The 15,281-nt window shown below is 74.1% G+C and carries 13 protein-coding genes; 12 read left to right on the top strand and 1 reads right to left on the bottom strand.

The window, feature by feature from the left end; all coding sequences use genetic code 11:
• Window positions 1-20: 20 nt before the first annotated feature.
• The 9 genes from ABZY91_RS10690 (at window position 21) to ABZY91_RS10730 (ending at window position 10,721) form a co-directional block, all read left to right on the top strand.
• Window positions 21-1,136 carry a DUF6421 family protein gene (locus ABZY91_RS10690; protein ID WP_355401440.1) on the top strand — a complete coding sequence of 372 codons (1,116 nt, stop codon included), beginning with the start codon at window positions 21-23 and terminating at the stop codon, window positions 1,134-1,136.
• Window positions 1,133-2,065: a PhzF family phenazine biosynthesis protein gene (locus ABZY91_RS10695; RefSeq protein WP_355401442.1), complete on the top strand. Its 933-nt coding sequence runs from the start codon at window positions 1,133-1,135 to the stop codon at window positions 2,063-2,065. Before ABZY91_RS10690 ends, ABZY91_RS10695 begins: the two co-directional genes overlap by 4 nt.
• 64 nt (window positions 2,066-2,129) lie before the next feature.
• Window positions 2,130-3,131 (top strand): proline racemase family protein, encoded by a 1,002-nt coding sequence (locus ABZY91_RS10700; protein WP_329878242.1) that lies wholly within the window; start codon window positions 2,130-2,132, stop codon window positions 3,129-3,131.
• 44 nt (window positions 3,132-3,175) lie between these two features.
• On the top strand, window positions 3,176-4,045 hold the full coding sequence (locus tag ABZY91_RS10705) for an aspartyl/asparaginyl beta-hydroxylase domain-containing protein (protein WP_329878244.1): 870 nt from the start codon (window positions 3,176-3,178) through the stop codon (window positions 4,043-4,045).
• Window positions 4,039-4,305 (top strand): phosphopantetheine-binding protein, encoded by a 267-nt coding sequence (locus ABZY91_RS10710; protein ID WP_329878245.1) that lies wholly within the window; start codon window positions 4,039-4,041, stop codon window positions 4,303-4,305. The genes ABZY91_RS10705 and ABZY91_RS10710 overlap by 7 nt, the downstream gene beginning before the upstream one ends.
• On the top strand, window positions 4,302-6,353 hold the full coding sequence (locus tag ABZY91_RS10715; RefSeq protein WP_355401444.1) for a hypothetical protein: 2,052 nt from the start codon (window positions 4,302-4,304) through the stop codon (window positions 6,351-6,353). The genes ABZY91_RS10710 and ABZY91_RS10715 overlap by 4 nt, the downstream gene beginning before the upstream one ends.
• Window positions 6,354-8,018 carry an AMP-binding protein gene (locus ABZY91_RS10720; protein ID WP_355401446.1) on the top strand — a complete coding sequence of 555 codons (1,665 nt, stop codon included), beginning with the start codon at window positions 6,354-6,356 and terminating at the stop codon, window positions 8,016-8,018.
• Window positions 8,011-9,336 (top strand): hypothetical protein, encoded by a 1,326-nt coding sequence (locus ABZY91_RS10725; protein WP_355401448.1) that lies wholly within the window; start codon window positions 8,011-8,013, stop codon window positions 9,334-9,336. The genes ABZY91_RS10720 and ABZY91_RS10725 overlap by 8 nt, the downstream gene beginning before the upstream one ends.
• A complete protein-coding gene (locus ABZY91_RS10730) occupies window positions 9,333-10,721 on the top strand; it encodes an MFS transporter (RefSeq protein WP_355401450.1) in 1,389 nt (462 codons plus the stop codon). The genes ABZY91_RS10725 and ABZY91_RS10730 overlap by 4 nt, the downstream gene beginning before the upstream one ends.
• A gap of 265 nt (window positions 10,722-10,986) precedes the next feature.
• Here ABZY91_RS10730 and dhbC read toward each other — a convergent pair whose 3' ends face one another.
• Window positions 10,987-12,189 (bottom strand): isochorismate synthase DhbC, encoded by a 1,203-nt coding sequence (dhbC, locus tag ABZY91_RS10735; RefSeq protein ID WP_329950969.1) that lies wholly within the window; start codon window positions 12,187-12,189, stop codon window positions 10,987-10,989.
• Window positions 12,190-12,505: 316 nt separating this feature from the next.
• Here dhbC and ABZY91_RS10740 point away from each other — a divergent pair, with 316 nt between their 5' ends.
• The 3 genes from ABZY91_RS10740 to ABZY91_RS10750 all read left to right on the top strand — a co-directional run bounded on the left by ABZY91_RS10740 (window position 12,506) and on the right by ABZY91_RS10750 (window position 15,242).
• Entirely contained in the window at window positions 12,506-13,822 is a 1,317-nt protein-coding gene (locus ABZY91_RS10740; RefSeq protein WP_355401452.1) for an MFS transporter, read from the top strand.
• Window positions 13,823-13,826: 4 nt separating this feature from the next.
• Window positions 13,827-14,474, top strand: coding sequence for a TetR/AcrR family transcriptional regulator (locus ABZY91_RS10745; RefSeq protein ID WP_329878257.1), 648 nt, complete (start codon window positions 13,827-13,829; stop codon window positions 14,472-14,474).
• A 69-nt stretch (window positions 14,475-14,543) separates the two neighbouring features.
• On the top strand, window positions 14,544-15,242 hold the full coding sequence (locus ABZY91_RS10750; protein WP_355401454.1) for a siderophore-interacting protein: 699 nt from the start codon (window positions 14,544-14,546) through the stop codon (window positions 15,240-15,242).
• The last annotated feature ends 39 nt before the right edge of the window (window positions 15,243-15,281 follow it).

Raw genomic sequence — 15,281 nt, forward strand, 5'->3', positions numbered from 1 at the left:
GGAAGGACGTACGGAACCAAGTGAACAACGAGCCACTGAACGACGTCGTCGACGCGGTCAACGCGCTGCGCGGCTCGGTCCGGCGCGACGAGCTGCGGGACGAGGATTTCCTCAAACGCCTTTCGCACGAGCTGACTTCGTCACCGGCCCTGCGGAACCTGCCCGCCGCGCAGGCGCTGGCCGAGGACGTCCTGACGTTCACCGAGGACCCCCGGCTGCTCCGGACCAAGGCGCACATCAACGGCAGGAAGGACGGCCACGTCCTCTCCCTGTTCGACGCGTCCTACTTCCCGACCCTCTCCCTGGACTTCCTGGCCTACCGGCCGCTGCCGACCGACGAGGGCCTGGAGGTCCGGTACCCCAGCCCGACCCTGCCGGTCACCATCGAGCGGATGTCGAAGGGCTTCGAGGCCCGACCGGTCGTGGCGCTCTTCCCGGAGAACCACCTCGACGGCCGGCAGGAGAGCGGCGACCTGATCTTCTACTTCATCGACAAGTTCGTGGAACGGCACCTGCGCCTGACCCGCCTGCTCACGCGGCACGTCATGGCACCGGGCTCCTTCCCGCTGGTCGAGACGGCGGGGCCGGCGGAGGTCGAGCAGGCGTCGTCCTGGTGGGTGCGGCTGCACGAGTACCACCACCGGCAGGGCGACATGCCCATCCCGGACTTCCTCCCGGTGAAGAAGCTGAAGCCGCTGGCCGGCCTGGAGGAGCTGCGGGTCGACGTGTCCGCGATGCTCGCCTGCCTCCACGACCCGGGTCTCCCGGAACGCGACGCACGGCTCGCCTACGAGTACATCCTGTCCGAACGGCTGCTGCGCTACGCGGTCGAGGGCATCCCCCGGCCCAACTACGACGCCGTCGCTTCGCAGTTGCTGTTCAACTACCTGCTCGCCGCGGACGGCATCCGGGTGCACGGCGGCCTGATCCACCTGCGGCCGGGCCTGCCCGCCGTCCTCGCCGAGTTCCTCGGCGAGATCCAGGGCATCGAGCGACGGATCCACCGTGAGCCGGCGGAACAGGTCCAGGACCGGCTCCTGCAGTTCACCAACCGGTACACCGACTACGACGAAGCGGCGAAGGACTACCGTCACATCCCGTTCTTCGCCGACGCCAAGCAGAGGTTGGGCGTGTGAGTACGACGAACGCAACGACGAGCAGCACGACGAACACGACGGCGAACGCGCCGGTGAGCACGTCGGCGAACACGACGCCGATCAGGATCCCGATCTTCCAGGTGGACGCCTTCACCGACCGGCTCCTGTGGGGGAATCCGGCGGCCGTCTGCCCGCTCGACAGCTGGCTGCCCGCACCCGTCATGCAGGCCATCGCCCTGGAGAACAACCTCCCGGAGACCGCCTTCATCGTCCGGAACGGGGACGCCTACGACCTGCGCTGGTTCACCCCGGCCACCGAGGTGGACCTGTGCGGGCACGCCACGCTGGGCGCGGCCCACGTCGTCCTGACCCACCTGGAGCCGGACTGGGACGAGGTGACGTTCCACTCGGCCAGCGGACCGCTCGTGGTCGCCCGGCAGGGGGACGGCGACCGGTTCGGGCTGACCTTCCCCGCCCTGGAGTTCACTCCTGTGGACCCGCCGGCGGACCTGCTCCGCGGGCTGGGACCGGTGGCACCCACGGCGGTCTACCGGTCGATGGACTACATCGCGGTCTACGAGAACGAGGCACAGGTCCGCGCGGTGGTACCGGACCCGCGCGCGCTCTCCGCACTCGACCTGCGGGGCGTCGTCGTCACCGCGCCGGGTGACGGGGCCGACTTCTGCTCGCGGTTCTTCGGGCCGAAGCTGTCCATCCCCGAGGACCCGATCACCGGGTCGGCGCACTGCGCGCTCGTCCCGTACTGGGCGGAGCGACTGGGCCGGACCCGGCTGCACGCCCACCAGTTCTCGCCCCGGCTGGGCCGGACCCGCACGATCAGCCTCGACTGCGAGCTGACCGGCGACCGGGTCGGCCTGATCGGCGCGGCACGACCGTACATGACCGGGGTGATCCAGCTCTCCGAGGAGGACCTCGACCAGAGCCCGGATCCCGCGCGGCGCCCCTGACCGGGGCTCCGCCCGGACCTCACACCCCAGCCCCCCGTCCAGACCCAGACCCCAGAGGGACGACATGCGCACCAATCGAGTTTTCCACGCGGTGGACTCCCACACCGAGGGCATGCCCACCCGGGTGATCACCGGCGGCGTCGGGGTGATCCCCGGCGCGACGATGGCCGAACGCCGGATCCACTTCCGCGACAACCTCGACCACATCCGCACCCTGCTGGTGACCGAGCCCCGTGGGCACGCGTCGATGAGCGGGGCCATCCTCCAGCCGCCGACCCGGCCCGACGCGGACTGGGGGGTGCTGTTCATCGAGGTGTCCGGCTACCTGCCGATGTGCGGCCACGGCACGATCGGTGTGGCGACCGTACTGGTGGAGACGGGCATGGTCCCCGTGACCGAGCCGGTCACCACGGTGCGCCTGGAGACCCCGGCCGGCCTGGTCGTGGTCGACGTGGCGGTCACGGACGGGGTCGCGAAGCACGTCACCCTGCGGAACGTGCCCGCCTTCGCGGAGCGGCTGGACGCCGAGCTGGAGGTGCCCGGGTTCGGCACCGTCCGCTACGACGTGGCGTACGGCGGCAACTTCTACGCGATCGTGCGGCTCGACGACTACGGGCTGCCGTTCGACCGGAAGGCCAAGAACGAGATCACGGCCGCCGGGCTGGCCACCATGCAGGCGATCAACTCGACCGACGAGCCGGTGCACCCGGAGGACGCCCGGATCCGCGGTGTGAAGCACGTCTACTTCGAGGCGCCCGGCTCGGACGCGTCGTACTCCCGTCACGCGATGTCCATCCACCCGGGCTGGTTCGACCGGTCGCCGTGCGGGACGGGCACCAGCGCGCGGATGGCGCAGCTGCACGCACGCGGCGAGCTGGCGATCGGCGCCGACTTCGTCAACGAGTCCTTCATCGGTTCGAAGTTCACCGGCCGCCTGGTCGAGGAGACGACGGTCGCGGGCCGTCCGGCGGTCGTGCCGACCGTCACCGGACGGGCCTGGATCACCGGCACCGCGCAGTACTTCCTGTCGCCCGACGACCCGTTCCCGGCCGGCTTCGAGCTCTGACCCGACCCCTCCCCGGCCTCTGGAACAGAAGGGCACGCCTCTCCATGGCCTCCGTGATACTCGGCCGCATCCCGTTCGACGACGAGCGCCTCGCCAAGGACGTCGCCCGCCTGGCGAGCCTCCCGGTCCCGCAGGAGCCGTACCAGGTGTTCACCACCGGCACCTGGCTGAACCTCAACCTGTGGAACGCCTCCGGCGACCACGGCGACGGTTTCTGGTACGGCCACGAGCAGCGGCCGGGGCAGCCCACCGAGCTGCTCGACGAGGTCCCGTACCTCCGCGAGGTGCTGGCCGAGTGGTTCGACGGGAGCCGGCTGACGATGGTGCGCGGGCGCAACGTCTCCGAGTTCTCGATCATCCCGCACCGCGACTTCATCGAGGCCGGGGACGTCACGGAGTTCTTCCGGGTGATCGTCTTCCTGGAGGACAACGAGCACGCCGTCAACTCCGACGAGGACATGGTCTTCCACATGCGCAAGGGCGAGGTGTGGTTCCTGGACGCCGCCCAGATCCACGCCGGGATGAACATGTCCTCGCGCAGCCGCTGGTCGCTCTGCCTGGACTTCGCTGCCGGTCCGGGCTTCCGGCCCGCCGACATCTTCGCGCGGCCCGAGCTGTACCGGCCCGACCTGGAACCCGCCCTGGTGGAGCGGCGGCCGGCCGCCGCGGACCTGCCGGAACGGCTGCGCGCCCTGGGCACCGTCGTCTCCCGGTACAACATCAAGGACATCGCGTTCCTGCTCGGCCGGATCCACTTCGCCGAGGAGGTGCCGATCGGGGCCTCGTGGGACTGGCTGGTCGACATCACCCGGGAGTCCGGCGACCCGGAGCTGATCGACATCGCCGAGCGCGCCAGGAAGTTCTTCGTCCTCTCCCGCGAGGTCGGCGAGGACTTCGCCTTCCTGCCGTGCTGAGCGGACCCGACGAGGGGCGGTCGCCGCGGGCGGAACTGGTCGAGCACATCACCGAGGTCTGGCGGGACGTGCTCGGCGTGGACCGGATCGACCCCGACCAGGACTTCTTCGAGCTCGGCGGTCACTCGCTGGGGGCGATCCGCACCGCCTCCCGGCTCGGGGAGGAACTCGGCCGCGACCTCTCGTTGCGGGTGATCTTCGAACACCGCACGGTCGACGCGCTCGCCGCCGCGATCGTCAACGACGACGGGGTGGCATGAGCGGCACTGACGACACCGACCGCACTTCCCGCGCGAGCGGCACGGGTGGCACGGGTGGCACGAGCAGCACGGGTGGCACGAGCGGGACCGACGACCTGGCGGGAGTGCCGGGCATCTTCCGTGCGGTGTCCGGCGCGGCGGACTTCGCGCGCGCCGTCGCCGCGTTCGGGTCCGGGGCGGAGGACGCCGTCCCGGTGTGGATCGGCGACCGCTCCGACCTCCTGGCGGCCCTCGACCTCGCAGCGGACCTCTACCCGGCCCGGCGGCGCCCGCCGGTGTGCGCGGCGGGGGTCGTGGTGGGGGACGTGCCCGCGACGATCCGCGCGTTCGCCCGCCCGCTCGCCCGGCACTGGACCGAGCACGGCGCGCCGGCGGCGCACGGGGCCGGCCGCACCACCGGCGCGCCGCCCGCGGACGACGGCCCGCTGGTCGTCCTCGGCCGGTACGAGGACCTCCGGATGGACGTCATCGGCCCCGTCCTGGTGGACGCGTACGCCCGCGGCCGGGACGTCTTCCTGCTGACGGGCCGCGACCTCCACTCGCTCACCTGGGCGATCGCCAAGCAGTACGGCGAGGTCCACCCCGACGGTGCGACCGGGCTGTTCACCGACCTCGACACCCGGCCGGTGGCCACGTCCGCGACCTATCACGACGCACGCACCGTCAGCGGCGCGGACCTGGTCCGCCTCACCGCCGAGCGGGTCTGGCGACGGGTGCTGGTCAGCGGGCACGGCACCGAGGACAGCATCAACCTCGGCGCGCACACGGTGTGCGGGCTCAGCCCGGCCGCCGGCCCCGGCCGGTCCGGGCCCACCTGTTCGTACGGCCGGGGCTGCTACAAGCCCGAGGACAAGCTGATCCCCGCCCACCGCGTCCGGGCCGCCGAGTTGGTGCTCAGCGGCTGCGACAGCGGCGCCCTGGCGGACCTCGCCACCTACGACCCCCGCTACCAGCTGCTCCTGAACGCCGTCGACGGCCCGGCCCAGGCGGTGGTCGCCGCGCTCTCCATGCACCAGTCGGCCCGCGTCGAGAACCTCGTCTGGCTGGACTCGGCGGACGGGGACGGGAGCACCGCCCGGCGGCTGAACGCGAGCCTGTACGCCCTGCACCCGTACCCCACGTTCATCCAGGTGGGGCTGCCGAGTTCGGCCTACCCGGGGGCCTCGTCGCCCCAGGAACCGGCCGGGGCACCCGCCGTGGAGTCGGCCGTGGAGCCGGACGGCGGGCCGACCGGGAAGGCGGCCTCGGGGTCGGCCGTGGAGTCGGCGGCCGAGCAGGCCGAGTGGGTCGGCGGCCTCTCGGCCCGGGCCCAGGGGTTCCTCATGACCGGCATGCTGCCGGCCGCGCACCCGCTGCGAGAGCCGCTCGGGCAGCTGGCGGAACGGGCCGAGCTGACGGCCGTCCGGCCGGTCATGGGTCCGGCCGCCGACCGGGAGGCGTTCGTCGGCACGCTCCGGGAGGAGGCGCGGGTGCTCGACCGGGCGATCGCCGTCCGCATGTCGGAGCGGCCCGACGACCCGCTCTCCGAGTTCCCCCGCTTCTTCGGCGACCGGAGTTCGGTCGCGCGGACCGAGGCGGTGACCACCCCCTGCGTCCTGTGCGGGCGGGCGGCCTGGCAGTACCCGCGCCGCGGGTTCACCTCCCGGGTCCCGCTCACCACCGCGCACGTCTGCCTGAGTTGCGGCCCGGTCGGCTACTGGACGGACGGCGCGGCGCGGCTGCTCGGTGCCGCCTCCGCCGCGACCGTCCCCGCCGGCGGGACGCTGCGGATCGAGGTGCCGGTCGTGCCGTCGCGCCCCGGGCCGGTCCAGGTCGGCGTGCTCCTGCCGTGGAGCGTCCGGGCCGCCGTCTCGCCGCCGGTCCAGGCCGTCGGACCGGGGGCGGCCGGGTCCGACCGGCGGGCGGGGCGGCCGAGTGCCGTCTTCGAGGTGCACCTCGACGCGTCGGCCCCGCCCCAGGAGCACCACTTCACCGTCTTCGCGGTGCAGGACCTCGCGTTGTCCCTGCTCCGCTGCCCGTTCGCCGTCCTGCCGGCCGGGGAGGTATAGATGAACCGGACCCTCCACGCGGCGGTGGCCCGCCGGGCCCTGCTGACGCCCGACCGTCCGGCGCTGGTCGAGCCCGGAACGACCGTCACCTACCGGACCCTCGACCGCGCGGCCGACCACCTGGCGTCGCTCCTCACGGACCTCGGCATCGGGCCGGGAAGCCTGGTCCCCGTGATCCTCCCCCGGTCCGCGCGCCTGGTCATCGTCCAGCTGGCCCTGCTGAAGTGCGGCGCGGCCTACTCCGTGCTCGATCCGGGGTGGCCCCCCGCGCGGTTGGCGTCGCTGGTCGGACGGCTGCGGTCGCCGCTGGCGGTGGCGGACGAGGCGGTGGCCGCCCGGGCGGTGACGGACCTGGCCAGGGCGCAGGACCCCGGGCCGGAGGGACCCGGCCCGACGGACGGGCACGGCTTCCCCGTCTGGACACCGCCGCTGGAACCCCCCGCCGAACTCGCGGACCGGGCGGGCGCACCGGTGCGGCGGGCGGCCGACGGCGAGTCCCCCGCCATGGTCATCTTCACCTCGGGGACCACCGGTTCACCGAAGGCCGTGGTCCTGCCGCACCGGGCGGCACTGCGGCTGTTCGACGGGACCGGCCCGGCGTCGTTCGGCCCGGGCCACGTCATGCCGCAGGTGTCGAACGCGGCCTGGGACATGTACGCGCTGGAGGTGTGGGGCACGCTGGTCGCGGGCGGGACGTGTCTCCTCCCCGGCCCGGGCGCCCCGCTCTTCCTCCCGGATTCGCTGCGTGCGGCGGTCGCCGGGCACGGTGCCGGCACGGTGCACCTGCCGACTTCCCTGTTCAACCTGTTCGTCGACGTGGACCCGGGCTGCTTCACCGGCCTGCGGGCCGTCCTGGTCAGCGGCGAGGCGATGTCCGGCGCCCACGCGGGCCGGTTCGTACGGGCCCATCTGACGGTCCCGCTGGTGAACTGCTACGGGCCGGTCGAGTGCTGCATGTTCGTCTCCTGGCACCGGGTCTCGCTCCCGGACTGCGACCGGCCCGACGGCGTGCCGCTCGGCACGGCGGCTCCCGGGACACGGCTCCTCGTCCTCGCGGACACCGGAGCGGACGCCGGAGCGGACGGCGACGGCTTCGGCGACGGCTTCGGCGAGATCTGCCCGCCCGGAAAGGAGGGCGAGATCTGCGTGGCCGGCGAGGGCCTGGCCCACGGCTACCTGGGACAGGCCGGCCTGACGGCGGAGAAGTTCCGCACCCTGACCGTCGACGGCGTGCCCACCCGGGTGTACCGCACCGGCGACCGGGGACGGGTGGACGACGACGGCCTGCTGCACTACCTCGGCCGCGGGGACCGCCAGGTGAAGCTCCGCGGCTACCGCGTGGAGCCCGCCGAGGTGGAGCGCGCCGGGCGCGCCGTCCCCGGTGTCCTCGACTGCGCCGCCGTCCCGGTCCGCGAGGCCGACGGAAGCTGCCAGTCGCTGCTGCTCGCCTACACCGTGCGGCCGGACGAGGAGGCCGACCGTGCGGCCGGCTCCGCCGACCCGCTCGGGGTGCGCGCCGCCCTGGCCGCGGTGCTCCCCGAGTTCCTGGTGCCCGCCCGTGCCGTGGCCGTCGCGGCCCTGCCGCTGACGCCGAACGGAAAGTTGGACCGTGCCGCCCTGGAGGACTGGGGACGCACGCAGAACCGAAGGAACAATCATGGCTGATCGCCGACCTCGCCTGCTCGTCGTGGGACTGGACCGGTACACCCTCGACGCGTGCGTCCGCCTGGACGTGGACGCCGTCGTCGTCCGCGGCGCGGCGTCCCGGGACGACGGGCTGATGAGCGTGCCGCCCGAGCTCACCGTGCTGGACGTCGACGACCAGAGCAGCGTCGAGAGCGTCCTGGCGGCACTGCGCCGGGCCGGGCCGGACGCCGACGGCTTCGACGCCGTCCACACCTCCGACGAGTACTCCATGGTCACGGCCGGCGTCCTGGCACGCCACCTCGGGCTGCCGGGACTCGACCCGGAGGTGGCGATCCGGTTCCGCGACAAGTCGCTGCAGAAGCGCGCGGTCCGCGGGGCCGGGCTGCCCACCGCGGACTACCTGGTCGTCGACGACGTCCTCGACGTCACCCACCTCGACGAGCTGCCGTTCTCGCCCGCCGTCCTGAAGCCGGTGGCCGGGGCCGCCACGTCCTTCACCTCCTCGGTCCGGTCCGTCGAGGAGCTCCGGTCGCGGAGCGAGGAGTACCGGCAGCAGAAGCCCGCCCAGCGCACGTTCCTGCTGGAGGAGCACGTCGGCGGCGACGAGTGGTTCGTGGACGGGGTCGTCTTCGGCGGGGAGCTGCTGTTCCTCGCCGTGGGCGCCTACGGCGACCCCTGCCTCACCGCGCTGGAGAGCGGACAGCCGCTGTGGCTGCGGCACTTCGACCCGGTCCGGGAGGCCTGGGTGTACGAGCGGGCCCGGGGCGTGGTCGAGTCCGCGCTCGGGGCGCTGGGCCTGCAGGACGGGTCGTTCCACATGGAGCTCTTCCACGACGCGGCGTCCGGGTCGCTGACCTTCGGCGAGTGCGCCGCACGGCGCGGCGGCGGGCTGATCCACGAGCAGATCCAGGCGAAGTTCGGGGTGAACGTCGCCGAGTGCGCCGTCCGGATCGCGCTCGGCGCCCGCCCGGAGATCAAGCCCGAGGTCCGGCCGGAGATCTTCGGCGGCACCTACCTGCCCGGCCGGCCGGGGACGCTGCTCGGCTGCCCGACGGCGGCCGACCTCGTCGCCCTGCCGCAGGTGGAGTTCGCGCGGGTCGAGCACCCGGTCGGCACCCGGTTCGCGGCCGGGCCGGCCAACACCAGCCAGCGGGTAGGGCAGTTCATGGTCGTCGCGGAGTCGGTCGAGGAGCTCACCGGGCGCTTCGAGGAGGTCCGGCGCTGGTTCGACGAACGGCTGTGGGTGCTGCCCGAGCACCTGACCACCGGCGGGCGGCGGGAGTTCCAGCGGGCCTGGCAGCCGGGCGCCGACTTCGGGGACACCCTGTGGCGGTGACGAGGTCCCGCCCGCCGGCGGGCCGGCCCGGCGCGGCCCGGCTGTCGGCCGCACTGCTGCCGTCCGACCGGGGGCAGCGGGTGGTCGCGCTCACCTCCTTCGTGCACAGCCTGGGCACCGGGATGTCGGTCGCCGCCGGGGCGCTCTTCTTCACCCGGATCGTCGGACTGCCCGCCTCCCAGGTGGCCGTGGGCCTGTTCGCGGCGGCGATGACGGGCCTGCTGGCCGGGGTGTACGTCGGCCGGCTGGCGGACCGGTGGGGGCCCAAGCGCGTCCAGCTCGTCGTCGCGGTGTGCGGGACGGTGGTCAACACCGGTCTCCTGCTGGTCGACGCGTTCTGGACCTACCTGGCGGTCTCGGTGCTCTCCGGCGCCGTGGTCGCGGCGAGTTGGTCCACCCTGGCACCGCTGGTCCGCGCGTTCGGCGGGGACTCGCCGGCCGTGTTCCGCGGCTACCTGCGGTCGGTCGGCAACCTCGCGATCGCACTCGGCGCCGTCGCGGCGGGCTTCGCCGTCCAGGTGGACACCCGGGCGGCCTTCCTCGCCGTCATGATCGCCCGCTCCCTGACGTACCTCGTCTCCGGGCTGATCCTGCTCCGGCTCCCGCCGTTCACCCTGGAGGGCCCCGCGGTCACGACCGACGCGGCGCACGCCGCCGACCCGGGAGCCCCGCCCGCCACCGCAACCGGCTCCGGGTCCGCAACCGAGTCCGCAGCCGGGCCCGCAGCCGGGCCCGGTGGAGTCGCCGGCCGCGGCTGGGCGGCGCTGCGCGACCGCACCTACCTGACCGCGACGGCGGTCAACGCGGTGATGTCCCTGCACTTCGCGGTCCCGACGTTCCTGCTCCCGCTCTGGATCGCGGACCACACCGCGGCGCCGCGCTGGACCATCTCCGGCGTACTCGTCCTGAACACCGTCCTCGTCGTCGTCCTCCAGGTCCGGTTCAGCCGGGGCGTCGCCGACGTGCCGTCCGCCGGGAACGCGATGCGCCGGGCCGGGCTGGCCGTCGCGGCGGGCCTGATCCTGATGGCGGTGGCCGGGACTCCCCCGGGCTGGCTCGCCACCGTCGCCCTGGCCGCCGGGATGGCCGCCTACACGCTCGGCGAGATCTGGCACACCGCCGCAGCCGCCGAGTACTCCTTCGGGCTGGCCCCGGCCGAGGCACAGGGCCAGTACGCCGGGGTGTTCGGCCTCGGGCACGGGCTCGCCGAGGGCGTGTCACCGGCCGTCCTGAGCGCGCTCCCGCTCGCCCTCGGGCTGCCCGGCTGGCTGGCCCTCGCCGTGATCGTGCTGGCGACGGGCGTGATCTGCCGGCCCGTCATGGACCGGATGACCGGTCCGCGGCCCGCGCCCGCAGCGGTGGGCGTCGGGGCGAACCTCACCTGACGGCACGAACCGGGGACCGTGCAGGCGTCACCCGTCGGAACCCGACGGGTGTCGCGCCACGTCGTCCGGGGGCGGACCCGCCCGGCGAACCGGCGCGTACCGGGTGCGTCCCGGCGACGCGCCCCGTGAGGAGGGGCGCGCCGCCGGAGTCTCTGGGTGGGGCGAGCTGCCGTGCGGGCCGCCTGGGCCCGGCCCGGCTACGCCGCCCGGGTCGGCGCACCCGGCCGCGCCGGCCCGCTCACCCCGGGGCCGTCGGCCGCCCCTCTCACCGCGGCACCCCGGCGGCGTCCAGGAAGGTGCGGAACTTGGCGCTGGTCTCGGCGAGTTCGGCCTCGGGCCGGGAGGCGGCGACCACGCCGGCCCCCGCGTACACCCGCAGGGTGCGTTCGTCGGCCTCGGCGCAGCGCAGGGTGACGACCCACTCGCCGTCGCCGTTCGCGTCGCCCCAGCCGACCATCCCCGCGTACAGGCCCCGGTCGAACGGCTCGATCTCGCGGATCGCCTCCCGGGCGAGCGGTGTCGGCGTGCCGCAGACCGCCGGGGTCGGGTGCAGGGCCGTGGCCAGCTCCAGGGCGGAGACGGCCGGGTCGGCCAGTTCGGCGGTGATCGTGGTGGCCAGGTGCCACATCGCGGCGGTGCGCACCAGGGTGGGCCGTTCCGGCACGTCCAGGGTGCGGCAGTACGGGGCGAGCGCGGCGCTGATGGCGTCGACCACGACCGCGTGCTCGTGCAGGTCCTTGGGCGACTCCAGGAGCGCGGCGGCCCGGCGGACGTCCTCCCCGAGGTCCGGGCTGCGCGGGACGGAGCCGGCCAGCGGGTTGGCCAGGACGGCGACGCCCCGGCGGGAGAGCAGCAGTTCGGGGCTGGCCCCGATCAGGGTGCGGCCGGACCCTGCGGGCAGCGCGAAGGTGTAGCCGCCGGGGTCGCGCCGCGCGAGGCGCTGGAGGATGGCGGGCAGGTCGAGCGGCTCGGCGGCGCTCAGCTCCAGCGTCCGGGCGAGCACCACCTTGCTCAACTCGCCCTCCTGGAGCCGCCGGACGGCCTCGGCGACGCCGGCGCCGTAGGTCTCCGGCGCGGGCACCGGCCGGACGTCCCACTGCACCCGGTCGGCGGGCGGGGCGGGCAGCGCGATCAGCGGGTCGTCGCACAGCGCGCCGCAGGCGCGGACCCTGACGGGGACGGCGAGTTCGGCACGGCTGTCGTGGTCGAACGCCACGGCGCCCACCACCAGCGGGTTCTCCACGCCGTCACGGCGGGCCTGCGCGAGCGTTTCGGCGACCCGGACGGGCAGCGGGCGGCCGTCCTGCGGGACCTCGGCGTGCACGCCCTCGGCGAGCAGCGTGCGGGTCGGGGAGGCGAAGAACGCCTGGTCGGGAGCGGCCCGGTACTGACCCAGCAGTCCGCTGGCCGCGCCGATGACGGCGTGGTCCGCCCCGGCGGGGGCGTGATGCACCGTGGTCACCTGGATTCCCCCAGTCTGTGAGCGGCGGCCGAGGCGGCGAATGCGGACTGCTGCACAGGAAATCCCCTCCGACCAGCAACATTAGGCAAGCCTAACCTAACACAATCGAACGATTCCGCCGAGAGGTCCTTCACGGCTTCCGGGTCGGGATGCGAGGGCCCGCGGGACGCCGGCCGCACCCGAAGATGGACGCAACGTTGCGTCTGGTGTTACGGTCCAGTCGAGACGCAACGTTGCGTCCAATATCGCGAATCGTCCCGCCACCGGCACGGACCGGCCGCCACCACCCCCCTGCTCTCCTTCTCCTCAGAGGAGCCTCCGCATGCCCTCCGCCCCGCCCGGCCGCACAGGCCCGCCCGGCCGTTCCGCCCCGCTCGCCCGGGCGGCCGTCGCCCTCGCGTTCTGGGTCACCATGGCCGGCACCACCGTCCCGACCCCGCTCTACTCGCTCTACCAACACGCCTTCGGGTTCTCACCGTTCATGGTCACGGTGATCTTCGCCGTCTACGCGCTGGGCGTCGTCGCCGGACTGCTCGCACTCGGCCGGCTGTCCGACCAGATCGGCCGGCGCCCGGTCATGGCCACCGCCCTGCTGCTCGCCGCGGCCGCGGCCGGACTGTTCGAGGCCGCCGACTCGCTGCCCTGGCTGCTCACCGCCCGGGTGCTCTCGGGCTTCGGCGCGGCACTGATCACCGGCGCCGCGACCGCGGCCCTGCTCGACCTCGCCGCGCCCGAACGACGGCTGCGCGCCCAGACCCTGGCGCTCGCCGCCAACATGGGCGGCCTGGCCGGCGGCACCCTGTTCTCCGGCATCCTCGCCGAATGGGCCGGCTCGCCGCTCCGCCTGCCCTGGACGGTGACCCTCGTGCTCACCGGCATCGCCCTGATCGGCCTGTCCGCCGTCCCCGAGACCGTCCCCGCCGAGATCCGCGCCGGCGGGATCCGCCTCCGCTTCCAGCCCCTGCGCATACCGGCCGACATCCGCCCCGCCTTCCTGCGGGCCGCACTCGCCGGCGGCTCCGGCTTCGCCGTGAGCGGCGTGCTGACGGCGGTCAGCGGGCTCTTCCTCGCCACCGTGCTCGACCTGCACAACCACGCGCTGACCGGCCTGGTCGTCGCGCTCGCCTTCCTCTCCACCGCCGTCGGGCAACTGCTCGTCCGCGTCCTCCCCCCGGCCCGCACCCTGCCGCTGGCGTGCGCCGGACTGGTGCTGGCCGCCGCCCTGATCGCCGGCGCGCTGCTGACCGGGACGCTGGCGCCGCTGCTGCTCGGCGCCTGCGTCAACGGACTCGCCACCGGTACCGCCATCGGCACCGGGCTGGGCACCATCAACGGCGGCGTCGCCCCCGAGCGGCGCGGCGAGACGGTGTCCACCTTCTTCGCCGTGCTGTTCTCGATGCTCTCGGTGCCGGTCATCGGCGTGGGCGTACTCATCCAGGCCACCGGGCTGCGCACGGGCGGGGTGACGTTCAGCGCCGTGGTCGCGGCACTGGCGGTGGGCGTCGCGGCCGGTCTGGTCCGACGGCCCCGCGAGGCGACGGGGGCGGAGGAGTCCGGCACCCCGGGTCCGACCGGCACCCCGCGTCCGACCGGAGCGAACACCGCAGGTCCGTCGGCGGCCCTGGCCGAGGAGGCATGAGAGGATGACCACGATCGACACCCCCGGCCAGCCGCCCCCGCACAAGGACCCGAGCACCATCGCCGCCCAGCCCCGACCCGCCACCGGCAGCAGCTCCAGCAGCCGCCGCAGTGAGGCCGCGCGCCTGGCCGTGCTGAACGCGGCCGACGACCTCCTGGTGGAGCAGGGCTTCGAAGGTCTCACGATCGAGGGCATCGCCGCTGCGGCCGGGGTCGCCAAGCAGACCATCTACCGCTGGTGGAAGTCCAAGGTCGACATCCTGTTCGACAATCTCGTCCTGGACGCCTCCACCGCACTGGCCTGGCCCGACTCCCCGTCGACCCTCGCCGACCTGCGCGCCTACGTCCACCGGTTCGCTGCCTTCCTCGGCGAGGCGCCGGCCGGCCGGGTCCTTCAGGCCCTCCTCGGCCACGCCCAACTCGACTCCCGTACGGCCGACCTGCTGCACGGTGGCTTCCTGGACGAGTTGCGCGCCCGCGACGTCGCCCACACCCGCGCCTGCCTGGACCCCACGGGGGACGACCCCGACGAGCGGGCCGCCCTGCTGCTCGACGCCCTGCTCGCCCCGCTCTACCACCGGGCCCTGGTCCTGCGCCGCCCTCTCGACACCGCGTTCGTCGACGCGCTGCTCGACCGGCACCTTCCGCGCTGACCTTCCACGCCCTCACCAACTCCCCTCACTCCGGCCCGTGTTCACCTCCGGGCCCGTTCAGGAGTCACCATGCTCAACCGCACCCGCCCGACCTACGACGTCCGGGTCGTCGCCGTCACGCCGCTCACCTCGGCGCTCACCCGGATCACCTTCACCGGCCCCACCCTGAGCGACCTCCCCATCGAACACCCCACCCAGTGGGTCAAGTTGGCGATCCCCGAAGGCCACTCCCGGGCCTACACCATCCGCCACCACCGCCCGGCGGACCGCGAGGTGGACATCGACCTCGTGCTCCACGACAACGGCCCGCTCGCCCGCTGGGCCGCCGTCGCCCGCCCCGGCGACCGGGCGCAGCTGGCCGGACCGCGTGGTCGCCGCCCCTCCTTCGAAGGGGCCGAACACGTCCTCCTCGCCGCCGACGAGAGTGCCCTGCCCGCCGCGCTCACCATCGTCGAGGACCTTCCGCCGGGGATCCCGGTCTCCCTCTTCGTCGAGATCGGTGACCCCGGGAACGGCCTTCCCCTCCCCGCCCGACCCGGCCTCACCGGTCACTGGCTCGTCCGGCGCCCGGAGCAGACCAAGGGCAGCCTGCTCGCCGACACCCTGCTCGCCACCGACATCCCCGCCGGCACCGCCGCCTGGCTGGCCGGCGAGGCCCACGCCGTCGCCGTCGTCCGCCGCCACCTGCTGACGGACTGGTCGCTTCCGCGCGAGCGCGTCCACAGCAAGGGCTACTGGAAGCACGGCGAGTCCGACCACAAGGGCTGACGTCCGCCGGGCCCGCCCGGCGCGAGGGACCCGGCGCGA

It is taken from the genome of Kitasatospora sp. NPDC002965, assembly GCF_040611255.1.
Taxonomy (GTDB): Bacteria; Actinomycetota; Actinomycetes; order Streptomycetales; family Streptomycetaceae; genus Kitasatospora.

Excerpts from the sequence above, each read along its gene's own strand:
- ABZY91_RS10745 (WP_329878257.1), top strand. The coding sequence starts at position 13,827 with ATGACCACGATCGACACCCCCGGCCAGCCGCCCCCGCACAAGGACCCG.
- ABZY91_RS10750 (WP_355401454.1), top strand. The coding sequence starts at position 14,544 with ATGCTCAACCGCACCCGCCCGACCTACGACGTCCGGGTCGTCGCCGTC.
- ABZY91_RS10705 (WP_329878244.1), top strand. The coding sequence starts at position 3,176 with ATGGCCTCCGTGATACTCGGCCGCATCCCGTTCGACGACGAGCGCCTC.
- ABZY91_RS10700 (WP_329878242.1), top strand. The coding sequence starts at position 2,130 with ATGCGCACCAATCGAGTTTTCCACGCGGTGGACTCCCACACCGAGGGC.
- ABZY91_RS10725 (WP_355401448.1), top strand. The coding sequence starts at position 8,011 with ATGGCTGATCGCCGACCTCGCCTGCTCGTCGTGGGACTGGACCGGTAC.
- ABZY91_RS10715 (WP_355401444.1), top strand. The coding sequence starts at position 4,302 with ATGAGCGGCACTGACGACACCGACCGCACTTCCCGCGCGAGCGGCACG.
- ABZY91_RS10720 (WP_355401446.1), top strand. The coding sequence starts at position 6,354 with ATGAACCGGACCCTCCACGCGGCGGTGGCCCGCCGGGCCCTGCTGACG.
- ABZY91_RS10740 (WP_355401452.1), top strand. The coding sequence starts at position 12,506 with ATGCCCTCCGCCCCGCCCGGCCGCACAGGCCCGCCCGGCCGTTCCGCC.